We start from the raw sequence: 18,997 nt of genomic DNA on the forward strand, positions 1-18,997 counted from the left end.
ATGATTTAAGAACAAGAATTTTTTATTGTAATCAATTCAGTTTTCCTATTTGGCAGTTTCGCCGCATTCTCTTTACCTCAGCCGCGGGTTAGTTGTGTCACTGACTAAGACCTATACCGAAAACAAGCTGGAGAAAAGATTAAATTCTACTGTACGATAGACAAGCGAATCCTGTTAAGGCCTGTGCCGGGGAAAAATCCCTCCATGGATGGAGCGAATATCAGATATATTAAAAAAAATATCCGGCGCAACCTCATTTATAATATTTATGATATTGGGAACATTTTTCCTTTTAACAGTGACAAGAAGTACTTCCCGAATACCTGTCCTGCCCTCTCCTGTTATTTTGGTGACACCGTAATTCTCCTTCCTCAACCGGGCAGTCAATAAGTCGCCAAATGACATTTTCGGAAACACTTGAATGACCACATATCCGAAGGCCATTTTCCCCTCTATAAAGGCCCCGGCGATATTCCCGGTGGCAAATCCCCCTGAGTAGGCGATTATTTTAAGAGGATCACTTATTCCGCCGGATATAACCGTACCTAAAACCAACACAAAAACAGTCACCTCAAAAAATCCAATGATTGCCGCTACAATATAATAACCTCTAGTCAGCATCAAGAGCCGGAAGACATCGAGCGAAACATCCACTACTCTGGCAGCAAAGATTATAAAATAGCCATAAACGGGGTTTGCAAAGATTGTTTCCAGGATATGCTTCCCTCCTCGCCAAAAAACAGGGTCACGGTTACACTCTGATCTCATTTTATTATTCCCAAAAAATACCCGCAAGGATTCTATTATAAGGATTTTCGCAAACAATCCGCTGTAATTGTTTCTCCATTTTTCAACATTTCCAACGGCGTCCCGGTAAATACAACTTGTCCACCATTTTTGCCTCCCTCCGGGCCAAGGTTTACAATCCAATCGGCGGCTTTTATAACCTGCTGATTATGTTCTACTACAATTACAGTGCTTTTGGAATCCAACCGTTGCGCCGCGGCTTAACTCTCCCAGCCGCTCCCCCAGGCAATCCGGGCAAATATCAAAATCAAAATAATCGTTCAATTGTTTCGCGTCGCCGCCTTTATCGGACATCCGCCTCCAAAGCGTTGGAAAAACGCCCTCAAATTTGCCCGCTACAACTGTCCTGGGGGGAAGAATACCGGGAAATACTTTCTTCACCTCATCGCTTTCCACGCCATGGAAAAGAATCGATTTCATCTTGTAATTGCAATGATTGCAATACATAAACACTTTAAATTTTCCATCCGCTTTTTCAACTTCTTCCTTGCATTCCGCGGCCGATATCACTTCATCGCAGTGGGGACAGACCTGTACTCCCAGCTTTTCATAAACAATCCGAAGGTCCGTATAAATGTCGGTAAGCGTTCCAACGGTCGAACGGGGATTTTTATTCGATTCAGTTTGGGTAATCCTGACTGCCGGCGACACGTTGCGAATAAAATCAATTTTAGGTTTACGAATCCCCTGATACCCTATTGCCTCCAAATACTGTCTTTGACATTCCTGGTAGATAACATCGATTGCCAATGTAGATTTCCCGGAGCCTGACAGCCCCGTGAAAACGATCAACTGATCACGGGGTAGCTCCAGTGAAATATCCTTTAAATTTCCCTCTCTGGCGCCACTTACGATAATATTAGACATTATATTCCCCCCTCTCTCCCAGCTTTTATTGATACGCAAATCGCTGCCCAGCATGATGTTGATTTGAGCCTATTTTGGCTTTTAACTGCTTTCTTTTATATGGAGGCTACTCCATAGGAATCAATTCAGCGTATTGCTCAGGGCCAAATTCGCGGTCATATTCAATGTCGTTGAAGATGTCCGGGAAATTCTGCTTCATGTATAATAACATGGGTATCATGAGTTGCTTTAAAGCGGCAGGCGTTGTTGGTAAAGTGGTGACTTCCAGTAATTCGTGCCACTGTGCCAGTGTATAGCGGTAAACAATTCTGGTTTTTGTAACCCCTTGGGTGATTTCGGTAGGAAACCGGAAGGGTTTTTCCGCGTCGAATACCCGTTGTATTGATACCGCTAGGGGTACGCCGATATCCTTTCCGTAAACCGCAATGGCGATAATTTCTGTCTCAATGATAGCGCTGGTTGCTTGTGATTGTTGATTATCTTTGGGAGGTATTTGGACCAGCAATAAAGGAGTGTTCATTTGATCACCCATCTCAATTTTTTAGAGTCATTCTCGTATAACATATTATGTCATCGGGCAGGCTGCTTACCCATCCTTTTATGGTCAGTTTTTCTGCTTCCCACCGGGTATAATCTCTATAGTCAACTTCCCACAGAAACATGTTAAGAAGCCATTATTTGCATCACCGCTTGATTAAATAACATTTTTATTATATATTGGATGAACTTTTTCCACAAATCAATTAGCAAGATTAGCAATGGTGACTAATGCAGTCTGCCCCCCCCCGAGGCACCGGTGAGCAAGTAGCAGTATTCACGCTTTCCAGGTATTCGAGAGCATAACAGAAAACCCGCAATCCTTATGTGTCAAGGGATGCGGGTATTCACAAAATCTTTTTGTTTTTTAATACTGGCTTTATTTACATGACCAGATTATATTAATTAATTTTTAACTAAAAAAGTGGCCTATAGATAGTAAATAACTATATTCAACTGTATTTCTCTAAAAATTGTGTGGGCATGAGTATTTCCGGCTTTTCAATCTCCATGTCGGAAAAATCTTTATCTCCAGTAATTAAAATATCCACATCCTCTGTAATAGCTGACACAAGAACGGGCAAGTCCTTTTTATCCCTAATACTCGGGTACTTACCGGCGTCGATCCTTTCAACCGTATAAGCATATTCAAAAGGCAATTCCGAAAGAAATATATCCAAAAACTGATATTTTGCCGGAAATTTGCGTTTGATTACCACTTTAAGCTCATCAATCACATAGGATGGCAATACAATAGTATGATGGTCGGTAATGGTATCAATCAATTTGCGCATGTTGGGGGTGGGAAAGAGATAAGCTGAAATGAGGATATTTGTATCAATCATTATCCGCATAACGTTCTTCCCACATTTCTTTTCTTATTTCATCCACCATATCCACTACATCCTGCTCGTTTTTCAGACCAAGCCGTTCAGCTTCACCTTCAAATGCCTTTTGAATATTCAAAAAAGCTACCTTGGCTGCATTTGCAAAAATAATCTTATCGCCATCTTCAATAAAAATTACTTTATCACCGTCTTTTAGGTTGAGCTTTTTGCGAATGTCAATAGGAATTGTAATCTGACCTTTACTTGTAATTTTTGCAACTTCCATTTTCAACACCCCTTATTTCATTACTTTCCTTACTTGTATCGTATGTTTTTTTCGGCAAAATATCAATCCCTTATTGGTTTCCATTCCATAATGGCTTTATTTTAAAACCATAGTTAAGTTCCGGCTTTGGTATGTGCCGCATATCAGCTTGTGCCAATATTATATCATAAAACCATCGCTATTTCCAATATTTCCCTGTAAATGGTGATAGGACGTTTCTTCATACAGCGCCCCCACCAAAAATCTCAGCGGGTAACCGGCCAACGCCACTTTTTTGGCTGCCGCCAGCCTTTCCGCCAGCGGCGGGGTGGCGTGCTCGAACCGCTGGATGATTTCCCCGGTATTGATGCTGAAGCGAAAGCAGGTATGCCCATGATGAGGCGCGTCCAGCAGCGAGTCAAGTCGGTAAATTTGGTGACAAAGCGGAAACGGCCGTGCTCCTGTGTCCCGAAGAACTTGATAACCTTTCTTAATATGCCGGTGTAAGGCTCCGTGGGAATTGGGTCGGACGTGGCGGCCCCTTCAAAAACAGAGACCTCCGGCTTCCTCTTTTCGATGTATTCCCGGGTGGCGCTTAAGATTTCTTCTATGTTAACATATATACGGATGTAAGGCTTTTTACCCAAGTTGGTGAGCAAGTAGCAGTATTCATACTTCCGAGGTCTTGAAAACCTAGTAAAAACCAGCAGTCCTTATGTTTCAAGGAACGCAGGGTTTTTATCAAATCACCTTTGTTTTTTTAATTACTGATTTTTTGACCTTTTTCAACTTGTAGACATCGTTTATATCGCATCTAAACACATTTGCTATTTTAAAAGCCATAACTAGATCAGGCATCTTTTTGTTTTTTTCATAACTAAGGTATGTTTTATTGCTAATACCTAGGATGTTTGCCGCTTCACTTTCCGATAATCCAGCGTTTAATCGCATTGCTTTTAAATTTTGTTTCAAAGATAACTCGTATTTTGTATTTTCTTCTATATTTTTATTTATTTTCTCTATATCTTCATTAGATAAAAACTTCTTTCCGCAATTTAAACATTCTTTAAGATCAATGCCCTTGGTAACGACAGTAATTCCATTTACGAAATTCGTCATTTTATCTCGAAAAACAATTTCTCCGTTCAAACAATATGGACATTTCAAAACCTGCACATCCCTTCTTATGGTTATTAATTCTGGTTATTAATCCAGAACTAAAAAATGTTGGGTAAGTCTTGCCATAAAAAGATATTGACGAACCACAATTAAAAGATACGGATTGCAAGACAACCACACTAAATACAACCAATTGATACGAATCATGCTTATGTGTTTTATTGTATTCCCTGTTATAATGTTCTACAAGGGAAATTTTAAATTTGAGGGGATAAAGATGTCCGATATACTCTATTACACACCAGAAGAGGTTGCTAAAATCCTAAAGATTTCCAAGGGAACGGTTTACGAACTAATCAAAAGAGGGGAACTCCCTTCATATCGCATTGGAAGAAAAATGCGGGTTAGTCCATCAGATCTTGAGGCATTCACCAAACCAGCATCACCAAATAGATTCGCTTACCAGGCGGCTAGCGGCTCTATTGAACAAATTATCTTAGAATGCGGCGGGTTTATTATATGTGGCCAAGACATAGTCTTAGATGTTTTAACTAGACATATTGAAAGGCTTAACCCAATGTTCCGCTCTTTACGTTCTTACGTTGGAAGTTTAGATGGGTTGCTGGCCCTATACAGGGGTACTGCCAATGTTGTGACGACACACTTATGGGATAGTGAAACAGGAGAATATAATATTCCTTATGTACGAAGGTTGCTGCCAGGTCAGTATACAGTAGTTATTAACCTGGTCTACCGGTATCAGGGTTTTTATGTCTCGCCGGGCAATCCGAAAAATGTAAGAGACTGGGGAGATCTAACGAATCCTGACGTGACATTTATTAACCGTGAAAAAGGCTCCGGCACAAGGATCTTACTGGATGAACAATTGAGAAATCTCAATATAGATCGTCGGCAAATTAACGGTTATCAAAATGAAGAATTAAGCCACATTGCAGTTGCAAGTTCTGTGGCCAGGGGATTAGTTGATGTTGGCCTGGGAATAGAAAAAGCCGCACTTCAAGTCCCTGAAGTTGAATTCGTTCCTTTGAAAAAAGAACGATATGATATCGTAGTTTACAAAGAGGATTTAGAAAAACCGAGTTTCCAGGCTCTCCTAGCTGCGCTGAATTCAAGAGAGTTCCGTGCGGAAGTAGCCGGGATGGGTGGATATGATATTTCTCAGACCGGAGAAATCATGAGTGAAATTTGACAATGATAAATACAATATTTAACATATGGTACATTTTTCGACAAATATTATATTTTGATACCATGCATCATACTTAATATTATTTCCCACAATTGCAACCCGGCCCATATGGATATACTGTTTATGATTTGAAATAAAGCTGTCTTTTGAAATAAAGCCGTTTTTTTCACCATGGTCAATGATAAAACGCTTAATATCCTGTAGCGGAAAAGTATCGCCGTTCGTTTTCCGGCAACTGACTTCACAGGTAAGAGAGCACACCCGGCACAAGGTTTCAGCCAGTGGTGTTTTTTGCTTAATTGCCACCATCGCTTCATTTTCTTTTTCTTGTTCAATCAGAGACATGTAACTGACAGCGTTTTTTTCAATGGGGCATGCAAATCTCCTTTTTATCATTTAACGCTTCCTCCGTTTCTTCAAGAGTGTGTTCTTTGATAATTAGCGCCAGTGGCTATAGGTTCATCTTCTTTTGGGGAAGAAATGTAAGCTCCTTAATTAATCAGTTATGCTAGTTATCATTATAACTGATTAAGTTTATCAAATATACATATTGAAGAAATCACCAGCTTCTTAAAATAGTATAATTATAAAGCAAGTTCAGTATTACGTGCGCTCTTACCCGGAGGGTGATCTTGATTGATAATCATCTATCCCGGATTTTTAGAAATTACTTGATTCAAAGCTATTGTTCCAATAAAATAAAAACTAAAACAATAACCACCAATTATAATTCCTGCGGTTGAGGAGGGTATCATAAATTGGTTCAAGATAAAGCACTAAGAAAATATACATTAATAACCGTGACGCTGGCGTCATTTATGACTCCCTTCATGGGCAGCGCGGTCAACCTGGCCATACCCGCGATCGGGGAACAGTTTAACAGCAGCACTTACATGCTGAGCTGGGTTGTGAGCAGTTATCTCCTTTCTTCAGCGGCGCTGCTTCTGCCGTTCGGCAGGCTGGCGGACATTCTCGGCCGGAAAAAAATTTTTGTGTTGGGGATTTTGGTTTTCACTCTGTCTTCACTGCTGTGCAACCTGTCCTGGTCCATCCAGGCGCTGGTTTTTTTCAGGCTCTTGCAGGGAGCGGGCGGCGCCGCGCTTTTCAGCACGGGGATGGCCATTTTAACCTCGGTTTTCCCGCCCCAGGAGAGAGGCAAGGTGCTGGGCATCAACGCCGCCACAGTCTATACCGGCCTGTCACTGGGGCCGGTGCTGGGCGGCGCGATGAACCAGCATTTCGGCTGGCAGTCCATATTTTACTTAAACGTACTGATTGGCTTGCCGGTCATGCTGCTGGCGGTTTGGAAGCTGAAAGCGGAGTGGGCGGACGCCCGGGGCGAGCGGTTTGATTTAACCGGCGCCACGCTGTACAGCGCCGGTTTGGGGTCTTTGATGTACGGCTTCTCATCCATGGGCACCTCTGCCTCAGCCAAAGTGTTCACCGCAGCCGGCCTGATTCTGCTGGCCTTGTTCGTCAGGCGCCAGGCGATGGTTCGACAGCCCATGCTGAATATCAAGCTGCTCAGCGGAAACACGGCGTTCGCTTTTTCCAACCTGGCGGCCTTAATCAACTACAGCGCGACTTTTGCCGTCGGTTTCCTGCTCTCCCTGTACCTCCAGGTGATTATGGGATATAACTCCCAGACAGCGGGACTGATCCTGCTGTCGCAGCCGGTGCTCATGGCTCTGCTGTCTCCTTTCGCGGGAGTTCTCTCCGACCGCGTGGAACCGCGGATAGTCGCTTCCTGGGGAATGGGCCTGACCACTATCGGGCTGGCTTTATTCAGCTTCATCGGCAAGGATACGCAAACATGGTTTGTCGTGGCCAACCTCGCCCTGCTGGGCACAGGCTTCGCGCTGTTTTCTTCCCCGAACAACAACGCCATCATGGGATCGGTGGAAAAGCAGTTCTACGGCATAGCTTCGTCAACCCTGGGAACCATGCGGCTCACCGGACAGGCCGCCAGTATGGCGCTGGCCACTCTGATCATTGACTTGCACATCGGCGGCGTCCAGTTGAATGCCGCGGACCCCGGCTTGCTCATCAAAAGTCTCAACATATCTTTCGTCATATTTGCGGTTGCCTGCTTTGGAGGAATATTCGCCTCGCTGGCCAGGGGCAACATGATCACGCCCAGGGCACAAAAGTCGCCCGCCGATTAAAGGGCGCCAAACCCTAAAATCGCTATTATCTTTCCTTTTAGGCAATAGCTGGTTACAATGATGAAAAGGTCTCTTGGACACAAGGGGGTTATTCTATTGTATGAAATAATATCCAGCATACCGCTTTTTTCCGGTTTGGATAGAATAAACCTAGCGAAAATAATCCCCGAAATGGAAAGAAAGTCATTTGCCGCCGGTCATATCATATTTAATCAAGGTGACCCGGGAGACTCTTTGTTCATTATAATTAACGTTAGTTAAAGTTTTCTGCACCGATGATGAAGGAAAAACACAAGAACTGGCCTCTCTGGGAACAGGAGAATGCTTCGGGGAAATTTCATTGCTGACCGGCCAGCCCCGGACGGCAAGTGTACAAGCCGCGACAGATATCGCTGTGTATGTGTTATCTAAAACAAGCCTTTATAACTTAATGAAAAAACATCATTCCCTTTCAATTTATTTCAATGAAATATTGGCCGCGCGGCTGTCATCTACCAACGCCGGACTTAGCGGCGAAAAAAACAGGGAAACTGCAAAGGATACACTAGCAAGCGGGCAATTTCTCGCGGGGAATATAATATACAGGCGTCAGCAGCCTGCCAAACGCCTTAATAAAACAAGGATATCAATCGCCGTTGCGGGAGCGGTTATATGCGTTATTTCCACTTGCTTGTTCCTATTAAATGGTCTTAGCAAACCGCACATAATATTTATTGAGCTGCTATTAGCGGCAACTTTTTGCTGGGGGTTAAACATCCTTTCATTTCATGTTGTGTCTCTCTCCTTGCCTGTTTTAGCGGTCTTATTAGGTGTCACTACCACGGAAACAGCTTTTTCCGGTTTCTCCAATTCTTCATGGTATCTTCTGCTAGGTGTGCTTGCCATATCGGCGTCGATATCAAAAACAGGCTTATTATTCAGGCTGGCGTTGTTATTACTGAGGAAATTCCCCCCCAGCTATATCGGACAAACCCTGGCATTTGCTTTAACCGGCTTAATCCTAACGCCGGTCATCCCCTCCAATAATTGCCGCGCCGCGCTGGCCAGCCCGCTTGCCCGAAACTTAGGCAAAGCCTTGAATCTAAAAAATTACAGTCCCGGCACAGTGGGCCTGGCGATGTCCTGTTTACTAGGATTTGGCCAAATGTCTTTTATGTTTCTCAACGGCTCGTCGTCAAATCTTCTTGTATTGGGGTTGCTGCCTGGAGAGATAAGCTCACAAATAACATGGGGATACTGGTTAAAGGCGGCGCTGCCGATAGGCGCGCTATTCTTTTTATTATCTTATCTGTTTATCATCCTTTTTTACCGGCCTCAGGGAAAAATACAACTGAACCCGGCTGTTATCGAGTCGCAGATAAAGATTCTCGGGCATATCACCATGCAAGAAAAAATATCACTAATGACTGTTGTGATAACAATACTCGCTTTTCTTACCCAGCCCTGGCACAACATCAACACCGCGTGGATAGCCATGCTCGCCTTCTTGATTCTGTGCGGGTGTTCGATAATGGACGAAAAAAGCGTGCGTTCTGATATTGACTGGAATTACCTGATCGCATTCGGCTCTTTAACCGGGCTCGGGAATATCATGTCTTCCATTGGGTTAACCGCTGTCATCGCAGACAAGGTGGAACCCTATTTGAACATAACAGGTAATAAGATACTGCTGTTATTATTTATAACTATTGTCTTTTACCTGATTCGTTTCGCCCTGCCCGCCGCCCCCGCTCAAATAATTACCATGATTATGTTTATGCCGTTAACTTCCGTAACAGGGATTAATCCGTTCATTATCGGATTGATTGTGATCCTGTGCAGCAATCCCTGGTTTCTTCCGCACCAAAGCACCGTATATCAAAATGTTGTTAATGGAACTGAAGGAAAATCATTTCGCCATGAACAGGTGCTAAAGCTTGCCTTCGCTCACTTCGTAATCACTATCTTTGTAATTATTGTAACGTTTCCTTATTGGCAGAATATCGGATTGATTCGTTAATCAATCAAAAACCTCCGCCACAATACAGTTCCGCCCATTTAACTTCGCTTCATAAAGGGCGTTATCGGCAAGGGCGTTATCGGCCCGCGCCAGCAAATCTTTTAAAAAATCCTCCTCTATATTTATGGACTCAACCTTTATGACACTTATCAGGCCGATGCTGATAGTTACAGACAATTCCCCGATCATGGTTTTGACAGTTTGGTTCTCTAACATGGACCTGATTCTATTAGCCAAAGCTACCGCGCCATCATGATCTATATGAGGTATGTAAATAATGAATTCTTCGCCCCCGAACCTGGCCAGTATATCAGACCTGCGAAGATTTTTGTTAACGATGTCCACCACGCCCCGCAGCACATCGTCTCCGGCCAGGTGTCCGTACGTGTCGTTAATAAGCTTAAATTTATCCAAATCTAAAAGCATTAGCGAAAATGGAATACTATAACGGCGCGCGGCGGCAATTTCGTAGTCCAGTTGATTAAGTATATACCGTTTGTTATAACAACCGGTCAACGCATCTGTAATCGACATCTGTTCAAGTTTCCTGTTCGCTTTATAAAGCTTTGACTGAAATTGCAGCAACTCTTCATTTTGCAGTTTTAATGTCTCATTATTTTCGTTGATTTTTTCGATCAACCCGCGCAATTCGGTTACGTCGTTTAAGGTAATGCTCCGGCCCAATAAATTTTTTTTATGGTCAAACACAGGTGAAATGTTCATGGCAACATGGCGCGGTTGTTCTTGATTGATAATTATTTCCGTTTGAAGGATTTTTGATTTGTCACCGCCATATTCCTCCAGAAACTCTCCGTCAAACTCAATTCCTGAAGCTGGATAGAATTCCCCAACATTAAAAACATGACCCGGTTGAAGGTTGATCAATCTGCCCGCGCTTTTGTTGATATCGAGAACAACTTCGTTTTTGTCAATGATGACCATGCCTGTGGCCATGCTATCAATTACTTCACGCTGGGCGATGCTTACAATTTTAAACAAGTCGTACTTCTGTATGGCCACTACGAAGCATATAGCTAAAATAATGAGGCCGGAAGAAGTCAAGCCGGGCACGACAACGGTCTCTGGCAGAATAAAGGCATTTAGCAGCACGTCAGTGATTGACAACGCAAGAAAAGATACAACTCCCCAGATGCAGAGCATCAACTGCTTTTTCTTATTCTTTTCGGAGACAGTCGCCAATTCATATATCATTAGCGCACCACCCACGATAAAGTAAATTATTATTGAGAATACAAACAGCCAAAAAAAAGGCCCGTAAGTACGCGTCGCCCATCCGTTTAAGGATGGTTTGGCGAACAGAAAATGCCACGGGTTGGTTATAACCAGCAAGGAGCAAAAGACAGCAGGCACAGCCCACAGGTACAGGTACGCTTTCTTTACATTCTTGATTTTTCCAGTTAAAACTAAAGCGAATATATGCCACCCGAAGCCGAGAAAGCAAAGACTAACAAAAGCCGCGCTCAGGAACACCCATTGCAGTTGCTGATCAGGGGTTACATTAATAAGAAAATTGCAGAACGGCCACATGCCAAGCAAATAATGAAAAACTAAATAAGCTTTATAGAGAACTGTTATGTCATTTACTACAAGAACATACATAAATAGCGCCACCAGGATAACAAAAACATAAAAATCCACCACGCATATCCACTCCTTGAATAACCGGAGACTTGCCAGTATTTCATGAAATTTCGCCAGCAAGAATATAATTCCTGCAAATCCAACATTTTTTCGCATGGCGCCAAAAGTACATTAATATAAACATGCGATCTTCAGCATCGACCGGTACGAATTAATAAATAATTTTCAAGCAGCCCGTTCTAATGACACTATTTGCAAGCACTAAGCATAAAATTTAAATAACACCTAAAAAGGAGGGTCGTACTAAGTGGTCAAAGAGACTATGGCGGCTGTGGAAGCGATGAAGGAAACAATGGGTGTGCTCGATTGTTCAAAAGGCGGATCAAAGTGCTCTGCTCCAAATTTTGTTTTTTTCATTTTCAAAGACGCCAAGTGTGTGAACATCTTTAACGGAGCTTGCGAAACATGGGATCCCGGCGATTGCGCGGATAATGAATGCGACTAGTAATAAAAATTTGATACTATTTATCAACTATTGCCGGTTTAACCGGCAATTTTTTACTAAAACATTCTCCTTCTTTATGCATACTTTGTTAAACTTTACAATATCTTTTTAATAATATTGATAAAAGCGATTGTCATCCTGCCGGCCAGGACTTGTAACTTTTGTTGACGCGTTATTATTAATAATAACTAGAAGGAGGAAATAAATGATTAAGGACATAGCTGAGGCCATGGACATAATAAAGGATACAATCGATGGGCTAAACCAGGAAAGCATGAAGGCAATAGTTACTGAAATCAAAGAAATTATGGATAAAGCAGTTGACAAACTAAATAATAACAGTATAGCAGCAGCAAGTGAACCCAAAAAAAACAACATGCAAATTATATTTAGTGAGATCAATGATATTATTAAGGAATCTGTCGATAAACTGAATAAAGAGTTCGAAGGTAAAAATATCAATTGTTGTTGTCCGTTTATTATTTGTTTCCTGCTAAAAGATGCTGAGTGTGTAAATATCTATAACGGAGCTTGCGAAACATGGGCTCCTGGCAATTAACCGTATTCACACTTTTGCCGGCTTCACGATATCAAATGTTTTAGGGGGATTTATTGATGGATGTTTCGACTGGCTGTATCATCTCCTCGCAGAGTAATTTTTTACTGAGCCATCAGATGCTCCGGGACGCGACAGGCAAGCTATGGCTTTTCTATCTGGCTCCGGACGCTTTTTTAAATTGCGGAACATCTGAAAACGAAGGAAAGACCTGGTCCAATCCCTCAGAACTAACTGATGAAGTCTCCGGCCCTTTTACCGCGGTTACAGACCAAAACAATCATATTCATCTTTGCGCCGTCAGGAGATTAAATGAACTTACATACATGCAATGGGACGGCCTTAATTGGTCAAGAAATATCCTACCTATGGATAACCTCAGGGGGCAGCCCTTTTTCCCCATTGCGCATATTGACCGGTGGGGTGTTGTACATATTGTCTGTGGATTCAGAAGCAATCCCGATGAATGGTCTGTTGTACACTATCTAATCGATGCGCGTAAGAACCTTTTGATAAAGACACATTATGATGTACCCTGCGCTTTGGATATTCTCCTGGATATCAGCACCAAAGACGCAGGTCCCAAGAAATACGTTTCTTTTTTGGCAGGCGCGCTAGACAGCGATACACAAGGCAACCTTCACCTTGTTCACCGCTATTTTGACGGCAGGTATTTTCAGCTTTACTATAACTTTTTTAATTCCGGCAGCAGCCAGTGGGGGCCGCCTGTTCCTCTAATTGACGCTGATTGCAACTGCGGTATACCTTCTATGTTCATTGACCCGCAAGACAACATTCATCTCCTGTGGTCTTCTTTCAGCGCAGGCAAATTCAGGTTAAACTATAGGCGAAAATCGGGCGATTGGCAGCAACAAGTGATATTATCGGAAAAAAGCACGGCAATCGAATCTCCGCTCCTGCTTCATGTAAGAGAAGAAGTTGCGGCTTGCTGGCACGAAAACGGCAAAATACTTTACCACACGCTAAATAATTTTTCTGATGAAATTAGCCCAACCCCCTGGATTTGTCCTGATGATACCGCGGCAATAAAGGTAAACAGCAACACATGGTCTTCCGGCTCTAAGACGACTATACCGCTAACATTGGCCAGGAAGGAAAACGGTCATCATATAATTCATTTTGATACTGCCAACCTGACGGATGATATCCCCAATTCTCACGCAAAACAAGATTCAGATAATATAGTGGATGGTTTTTTTTACCTAAAAGACAGCAATTTACCTGGAATTCAACAGAAACAGCACGCCCAGCCAGCTGATAATCCGCAAAATGACGGTAAAATAATTACGTGGAAGAATTTATAATAATAACTATTTGAGCCGTAAACAAAGAGCAGGCGGAAATCGCCTGCTTTAAAATTGCTGTTAGCCTCCCCCGGGTATACAACGCGAAAATGCTATATTTTAAACTTGCCTACTATAGCGTCCAGTTCTTCAGACAGTTTGGACAAGGATTCGGCTGACGCTGAAACCTCTTCCATAGCGGCCGTTTGTTCTTGTGTCGCGGCAGCCACATTCTGCACACCCGCCGACACCTCTTCCGTAGCGGCCGCTACACTTTGAATCTCCTCCGTCAGACTTTGCACGGAACTGATAATATTTTTAAAACCATCCCCTACTTCCTGAATAACTATTGTGCCCGCTTCAACGTCCCTGCCGCCTTTAGCCATGCTCTCAACCGCTCTCTGTGATTCAGCCTGGATGGCGTTCACCAAGTTGCCAATTTCCTTCGTGGCGTTAGCGGATTCTTCGGCCAGCTTCCTTACTTCTTCAGCCACGACGGCAAATCCCAGCCCTTGTTCCCCTGCCCGGGCTGCTTCTATAGCAGCATTCAGAGCCAGTAAGTTGGTCTGGTCGGCTATGTTAGTAATTAGTCCGACAATTTGGTTAATCTCTTGAGATTTTTTGCTCAGTTCATTAATGGTAACAGCAACCTGTTCTGCCGATCCGGCGATACTTTGCATCTGTCCAATCAACTTGGCTATTCCCCGATCCCCCTCACCGGCGAACTTGGCGGCAGTCTCGGAAGCTTGCGCCACAGTCTGCGTGTTTGATGAAACCCGGTCAACCGTGGCGGCGATTTGACCCATGGTGACCGCGGTTTCACCGGCTCCGGCCGCGGTTTGCTGGGCACTCGAAGTCAGTTGCTGGGATGTCCCGGCCACCTGTATCGAGGCGCTTTTTACATCCAACATAATCGCCCTCAGGTTGGCCAGGAATTGGTTAACAGCCTTGGCCAAGTCGCCCGTCTCATCATTGCTTCGCACCTTGATTTCCTGGGTAAGATCGCCGCCCTTTTCCGCCAGCATATTGAATTCATCTTTTAACACCAGGATGGGTTTGACAATCTGATTGGACAGGACAACCGCGACGGCTCCCGCGATAAACAAAACAACCAAGGTCAGAATAATCGAAATAACAGCCAGGGATCTCAAAGCGGCCGAAAGTTCCGCAACAGGGCTCGTCAGTACGAGAGACCACTTGCTTCCCGCCACCGGAGCATATGCGATGAACTTATCCACACCCTCAAAGACGTAGCGGGTAACGCCGCTTTCCCCTTTAACCATCTTTTGCGCGGCTGACGTCAAATTCGAATCAAGGCTGCTGTCCTTTAACAGGTTTAATTTCATAACCATATTTTTATCAGGATGGGCGATGCACAGGCCATCCCCCTGAATCATATAGGCGTAGCCCGTCTTGCCAACCTTGATCGTAGATAATTCACTAATAATCTCGTCTATCGGCTGTGTGCCCAATAAAAGCCCTGTGACTTGGTTGTCCCTCTTCAGCGGCGCGGCCACCGCGACAACAAGATGTCCGGTCACTCTGGAAACAATCGGGTCGGAGACTACCGCCTGCCCGGTGCCCATCACTTGCTTAAAGTAATCCCTGTCACTGATACTGCCTGTGCTGCCATCTGTTGAATAGTAATCGCCCTTGCCGTCGACCATAAGTAAGGACTCATAGTCATTAAAGCGTTTTTGCTCAGTAGTTAAGTAAGATAGGATTGCATCACGATTCCCGGTGGCGATAATTGGTGAATTGGCCAAAGTATTAATTTCAGTTCTGTGTTCGTCAAGCCACAAGCTGACTTCAGTGGCGCAAGGTTTAGCCAAGGAAGTAAGATCGAGCTCAAAGTTGCTGATCAGAACCTGCTGCGCCTTTTTATAGCTAAAATAAGACAATGTTCCCAGGGCCACCACCAAGATGACTATGATTGTCGCCATAAACTTGAACTTAATACTCCTCCCCATTTCTGATTACCTCCCTCTTTTTATAAAAAAACCCCCATTATCCCTGATTAATATAAATCCAAATAACCATTCAGAGATATAGGGGTATTCCTGATTTTATTCCTCGTATTCTCTTATTTATATTTATAACTACTTATTTCGACAATATGGCAATTATTTACTATCAGCCTTAAATCGTGGTCAAACCTTCCCGGATAGCGTACTTTATGAGCCCCGCCATACTTTGTATGCCCAGCTTGTTCATTATATTTCTCCGGTGAGTATCGACAGTCTTCTCGCTCACGTGGAGGACGGCGGCTATTTGGACTGTATTTCTACCTTCGGCCAAAAGCTGGAGCACTTAGCGCTCCCTGGCTGTTAGGATGGAAAAAACAGAAACCCTTTTTTCATGCAGGCTTTGCACGTAATCTGTGACGACTACACCTGTTATACTGGGGCTCAAGTAATATTTACCCGCGATAATTGTATTCACCGCGCCGGCCAGCTCCTCGAAGGCGCAGTCCTTGAGCAGGTATCCCGAAGCGCCGGCGCTTAACATCTCCGACACAAATCTTTTATCTGAATGCATCGATAAAGCGATGACTTTTGTATTCGGGCTTTCTTCCTTGATCTTGCGGGTGGCTTCGATGCCGTTTAAGTCAGGCATCGCGACATCCATAATAACAACATCGGGCGACAGTTCCCGCGCCAACCGCACTGCCGTGCGGCCTTCCGCGGCTTCAGCGATTACTTTCATCCCAGGTGTTTCCTTAAGTAAGGAGCGGAGGCCGTCACGGACGATCTTATGGTCGTCAACAAGAATTAAGCTAATACTCAAATGTATCCCCCCAACAACCTTACCGGCGCCTGAGAGGCGCTTCCATAGTAACGATAGTCCCCATATTGTGTTTAGATTTTATTTCCATATTACCTCCCATATGCACCAAACGTTCACGCACACTAAAAAGGCCAAATCCGCCAATCTTACTTAAATTAAAGCCTCTTTTAGAAATATCAAAACCCGAACCGTCGTCCTCAATCACTATAATTAAGTTCTTTCCTTGTTTCTGTATAGATACCAACGCTCTTCGCGCTTTGGCATGCTTAATGATATTCATAAGTATCTCTCTTACCGCGGTATAAAGAATAACCCGTATTTCATCGTCCATCGGCTTTGACTGCCCGTCATCCCGAAAATTAAACCTGATCCCGTGCTTTTCAATTATTTGCTCACCCAACCATTGAACAGCCGCTTCAAATCCAAGTTCATAAAGGATGGGCGGGCTTATTTCAAACGTCAATGAACGTGTATATTGAATTGTTTTTTTAATAAGCGTTTCGATCTCGTCAACATTTCTTTTCAGTGTGGCGTTTGGCATTAATTCCCGCAACGCGCCCAACTCCATTTTGGCGACTGCGAGGGACTGCCCGATATGATCGTGAATGTCTAATGCGATACGCCGCCGCTCCCGCTCCTCGGCTAATGACAATTTTGCCGCAAGTGATCTCAGCTTAATTTCATAGGCTTTAACTTTCATCTCAGCTGTTTTTCGCTCGGTGATATCATGCTTTTCAAAAATGGCTCCTGTTACCCGGCCTCTATCATCAAGCAATATATTGCCGGTGCTTTCAATCCACAGGTAGTGCCCGCTGACGTGCCTGTAGCGCACTTCCAACTTAATCTGCTCTTTGGTTTTAAAAAAAACATCAAGCATTTCCGCCGTTCTTTTCAAGTCGCTCCTATGTACGAAGTCTAAAACAGACCTCCCAATCAAATCTTTAGGCTCATATCCTAAAAAACTTTTATGTGAAGGGCTGACATAACAGTAAACTAACCCGGCGTCGGTTTGGGTGATCATATCCATCATATTATCGGTGATCCGCCGAAGATTTGCCTCACTTTCCCGCAACGCTTCCTCCGCCTTTTTTCGCTCGGTGATATCTGCCGCAACGGCTATTGAACCGGCGAAATTCCCGTTATCATCAACAATAGGCGAAGCTGTCATGCTCGTATAAATCCTTGTACCGTCCTTACGAATAAATATAAAATCAAATTGCTCCGAGACACCCTGTTTACGGTGCTCGAAGATAGCTTTCCAAGCTTCAACGGAACAATCCTCAACAAACGAGTAAGGCGTCCGGCCTATCATTTCCTTTACAGTGTATCCCAGCATTTCAGCCATTCTGGGGTTCACAAAAGTTGTCCTGGCATCAAGATCAATTACCCAAATACCTTCCTGAGCCAGTTCCATCAACTGGCGGTATTTTTTCTCGCTTTGCCGCAATTCCAGCTCAACCTGCTTACGCTCAGTGATGTTATCAGCAATTCCGATAATCCGGCATATTCGTCCGGATGAATCCCGCACGGGGACAAGGGTGGTTTGGAAGTACCTGTATCCGGCCTTTAAGCCAATTTCATATTCATAGCTGACCGGCGCATTCGCGTTAATACACTTGTTATAATTAGCGTTCAAGATTTCAGCGTTTTCGGGGGAGAGGAATTCTTCCGGGGATTTGCCTTGAATATCCACGATAGAGTATCCCAACATTTTTTCACCTGACGGGTTCAAGCTGGCAAACCGAAATTTGCCCTCGGAAGTCACGTCTAGCGCAAAGATGCCGTTGGAGGCGTTGACAAATACCTCGCGGTAGCGCCACTCGCTTTCCTTGAGCGCCGCTTGCGCCAGCCTGCGCTGCTTTTCTTCCTCCATACGCTCCAGACAAAAAGAAATATCCCGCGATACTTCTTCAAGCAAGGTAATTTCTTTATCCTTAAAATAATCCATTTTGTTTACATAAAGGCTCAGGGCACCATGTACCACGCCTTTTACCTTGAAGGGAAAAGACGCGGCCGCGCGAATCCCCGCCTCGTCAAGCGCCTCACGCCAGGGAAATGAGTGCCGGTCTTGCAAGGTGTTGTTGATGATGACGGGTACCCCCTCACGGATGGCAGAGCCGGTGGGTCCCCGTCCTCTTGGCCGGTTGTCGGCAAAAACGTTGACTTTTCTCACGAAATCCAGAGGTTCGCCTGCCCAAGCGACTGGTATCACAGCATGAGTCTCAGGGTTGTACAGACCGATCCAAACCAGCATGAAAGCCCCGTTCTCCACAGCTATGCGGCATACCTCGGCAAAAAGCTCTTCTGGTGAGCGGGCCCGCACCATTGCCTGGTTAACCAGGCTCAGAACTTCATACAACCTGTTTAGGTGGAGGCCCACCTCCTCATTATGCGTGCTTTCATTAATCTGTTTACTCACCAATAGAGCCTTCTTTCTTTACCTATTG

At 44.1% G+C, this 18,997-nt stretch carries 19 protein-coding genes and 1 pseudogene; 7 read left to right on the plus strand and 13 right to left on the minus strand.

All coding sequences use genetic code 11. The annotated features are described in order from the left end of the window. Positions 1–174 precede the first annotated feature (174 nt). The 7 genes and pseudogenes from L7E55_RS02045 to L7E55_RS02075 form a co-directional block, all read right to left on the minus strand. Positions 175–768 (minus strand): DUF2179 domain-containing protein, encoded by a 594-nt coding sequence (locus tag L7E55_RS02045; RefSeq protein WP_277442324.1) that lies wholly within the window; start codon positions 766–768, stop codon positions 175–177. Positions 769–954: 186 nt separating this feature from the next. After that, on the minus strand, positions 955–1,674 hold the full coding sequence (locus tag L7E55_RS02050; RefSeq protein ID WP_277442325.1) for an ATP-binding cassette domain-containing protein: 720 nt from the start codon (positions 1,672–1,674) through the stop codon (positions 955–957). A gap of 106 nt (positions 1,675–1,780) precedes the next feature. Continuing rightward, positions 1,781–2,194 (minus strand): hypothetical protein, encoded by a 414-nt coding sequence (locus L7E55_RS02055; protein ID WP_277442326.1) that lies wholly within the window; start codon positions 2,192–2,194, stop codon positions 1,781–1,783. Positions 2,195–2,663: 469 nt separating this feature from the next. After that, a complete protein-coding gene (locus tag L7E55_RS02060; RefSeq protein ID WP_277442327.1) occupies positions 2,664–3,065 on the minus strand; it encodes a putative toxin-antitoxin system toxin component, PIN family in 402 nt (133 codons plus the stop codon). Then, positions 3,049–3,324 carry an AbrB/MazE/SpoVT family DNA-binding domain-containing protein gene (locus tag L7E55_RS02065; RefSeq protein ID WP_277442328.1) on the minus strand — a complete coding sequence of 92 codons (276 nt, stop codon included), beginning with the start codon at positions 3,322–3,324 and terminating at the stop codon, positions 3,049–3,051. Before L7E55_RS02065 ends, L7E55_RS02060 begins: the two co-directional genes overlap by 17 nt. Positions 3,325–3,549: 225 nt before the next feature. Further along, positions 3,550–3,992: pseudogene (locus L7E55_RS02070) on the minus strand (spore photoproduct lyase family protein); the annotation flags it as partial. A 52-nt stretch (positions 3,993–4,044) separates the two neighbouring features. Further along, a complete protein-coding gene (locus tag L7E55_RS02075; protein WP_277442329.1) occupies positions 4,045–4,470 on the minus strand; it encodes a helix-turn-helix domain-containing protein in 426 nt (141 codons plus the stop codon). A 229-nt stretch (positions 4,471–4,699) separates the two neighbouring features. On the opposite strand from L7E55_RS02075, the gene L7E55_RS02080 reads away from it, so the two are divergent. Continuing rightward, positions 4,700–5,632 carry a helix-turn-helix transcriptional regulator gene (locus L7E55_RS02080; protein WP_277442330.1) on the plus strand — a complete coding sequence of 311 codons (933 nt, stop codon included), beginning with the start codon at positions 4,700–4,702 and terminating at the stop codon, positions 5,630–5,632. Positions 5,633–5,650: 18 nt separating this feature from the next. Here the strand turns inward: L7E55_RS02080 and L7E55_RS02085 are convergent, their stop codons facing one another. Beyond that, positions 5,651–6,028 carry a hypothetical protein gene (locus tag L7E55_RS02085; protein WP_277442331.1) on the minus strand — a complete coding sequence of 126 codons (378 nt, stop codon included), beginning with the start codon at positions 6,026–6,028 and terminating at the stop codon, positions 5,651–5,653. 362 nt (positions 6,029–6,390) lie between these two features. On the opposite strand from L7E55_RS02085, the gene L7E55_RS02090 reads away from it, so the two are divergent. The 3 genes from L7E55_RS02090 to L7E55_RS02100 all read left to right on the plus strand — a co-directional run bounded on the left by L7E55_RS02090 (position 6,391) and on the right by L7E55_RS02100 (position 9,796). Next, complete coding sequence (locus L7E55_RS02090) at positions 6,391–7,797, plus strand: MFS transporter (protein ID WP_277442332.1); 1,407 nt, start codon at positions 6,391–6,393, stop codon at positions 7,795–7,797. 96 nt (positions 7,798–7,893) lie between these two features. Further along, entirely contained in the window at positions 7,894–8,058 is a 165-nt protein-coding gene (locus tag L7E55_RS02095) for a cyclic nucleotide-binding domain-containing protein (RefSeq protein ID WP_277442333.1), read from the plus strand. A 46-nt stretch (positions 8,059–8,104) separates the two neighbouring features. Further along, positions 8,105–9,796, plus strand: a complete 1,692-nt coding sequence (locus L7E55_RS02100) for an SLC13 family permease (RefSeq protein ID WP_277442397.1) — start codon at positions 8,105–8,107, stop codon at positions 9,794–9,796. Here L7E55_RS02100 and L7E55_RS02105 read toward each other — a convergent pair whose 3' ends face one another. After that, on the minus strand, positions 9,797–11,458 hold the full coding sequence (locus tag L7E55_RS02105; protein WP_277442334.1) for a diguanylate cyclase: 1,662 nt from the start codon (positions 11,456–11,458) through the stop codon (positions 9,797–9,799). Between the two features lie 247 nt (positions 11,459–11,705). On the opposite strand from L7E55_RS02105, the gene L7E55_RS02110 reads away from it, so the two are divergent. The 3 genes from L7E55_RS02110 (at position 11,706) to L7E55_RS02120 (ending at position 13,784) form a co-directional block, all read left to right on the plus strand. Beyond that, entirely contained in the window at positions 11,706–11,903 is a 198-nt protein-coding gene (locus tag L7E55_RS02110; protein WP_277442335.1) for a hypothetical protein, read from the plus strand. 205 nt (positions 11,904–12,108) lie between these two features. After that, entirely contained in the window at positions 12,109–12,462 is a 354-nt protein-coding gene (locus tag L7E55_RS02115; protein WP_277442336.1) for a hypothetical protein, read from the plus strand. Between the two features lie 56 nt (positions 12,463–12,518). After that, entirely contained in the window at positions 12,519–13,784 is a 1,266-nt protein-coding gene (locus tag L7E55_RS02120) for a hypothetical protein (RefSeq protein WP_277442337.1), read from the plus strand. A 92-nt stretch (positions 13,785–13,876) separates the two neighbouring features. Here the strand turns inward: L7E55_RS02120 and L7E55_RS02125 are convergent, their stop codons facing one another. The 4 genes from L7E55_RS02125 to L7E55_RS02135 all read right to left on the minus strand — a co-directional run bounded on the left by L7E55_RS02125 (position 13,877) and on the right by L7E55_RS02135 (position 18,969). After that, positions 13,877–15,733, minus strand: coding sequence for a methyl-accepting chemotaxis protein (locus tag L7E55_RS02125; RefSeq protein ID WP_277442338.1), 1,857 nt, complete (start codon positions 15,731–15,733; stop codon positions 13,877–13,879). A 169-nt stretch (positions 15,734–15,902) separates the two neighbouring features. Further along, entirely contained in the window at positions 15,903–16,073 is a 171-nt protein-coding gene (locus L7E55_RS17650) for a response regulator transcription factor (RefSeq protein WP_420851990.1), read from the minus strand. Continuing rightward, on the minus strand, positions 16,074–16,550 hold the full coding sequence (locus L7E55_RS02130; RefSeq protein ID WP_277442339.1) for a response regulator: 477 nt from the start codon (positions 16,548–16,550) through the stop codon (positions 16,074–16,076). A 19-nt stretch (positions 16,551–16,569) separates the two neighbouring features. Then, positions 16,570–18,969, minus strand: a complete 2,400-nt coding sequence (locus L7E55_RS02135; protein ID WP_277442340.1) for a PAS domain S-box protein — start codon at positions 18,967–18,969, stop codon at positions 16,570–16,572. Positions 18,970–18,997: the final 28 nt, after the last annotated feature.

The sequence above is a fragment of the Pelotomaculum isophthalicicum JI genome (assembly GCF_029478095.1).
In the GTDB taxonomy this organism is placed as follows: Bacteria; Bacillota; Desulfotomaculia; order Desulfotomaculales; family Pelotomaculaceae; genus Pelotomaculum_D; species Pelotomaculum_D isophthalicicum.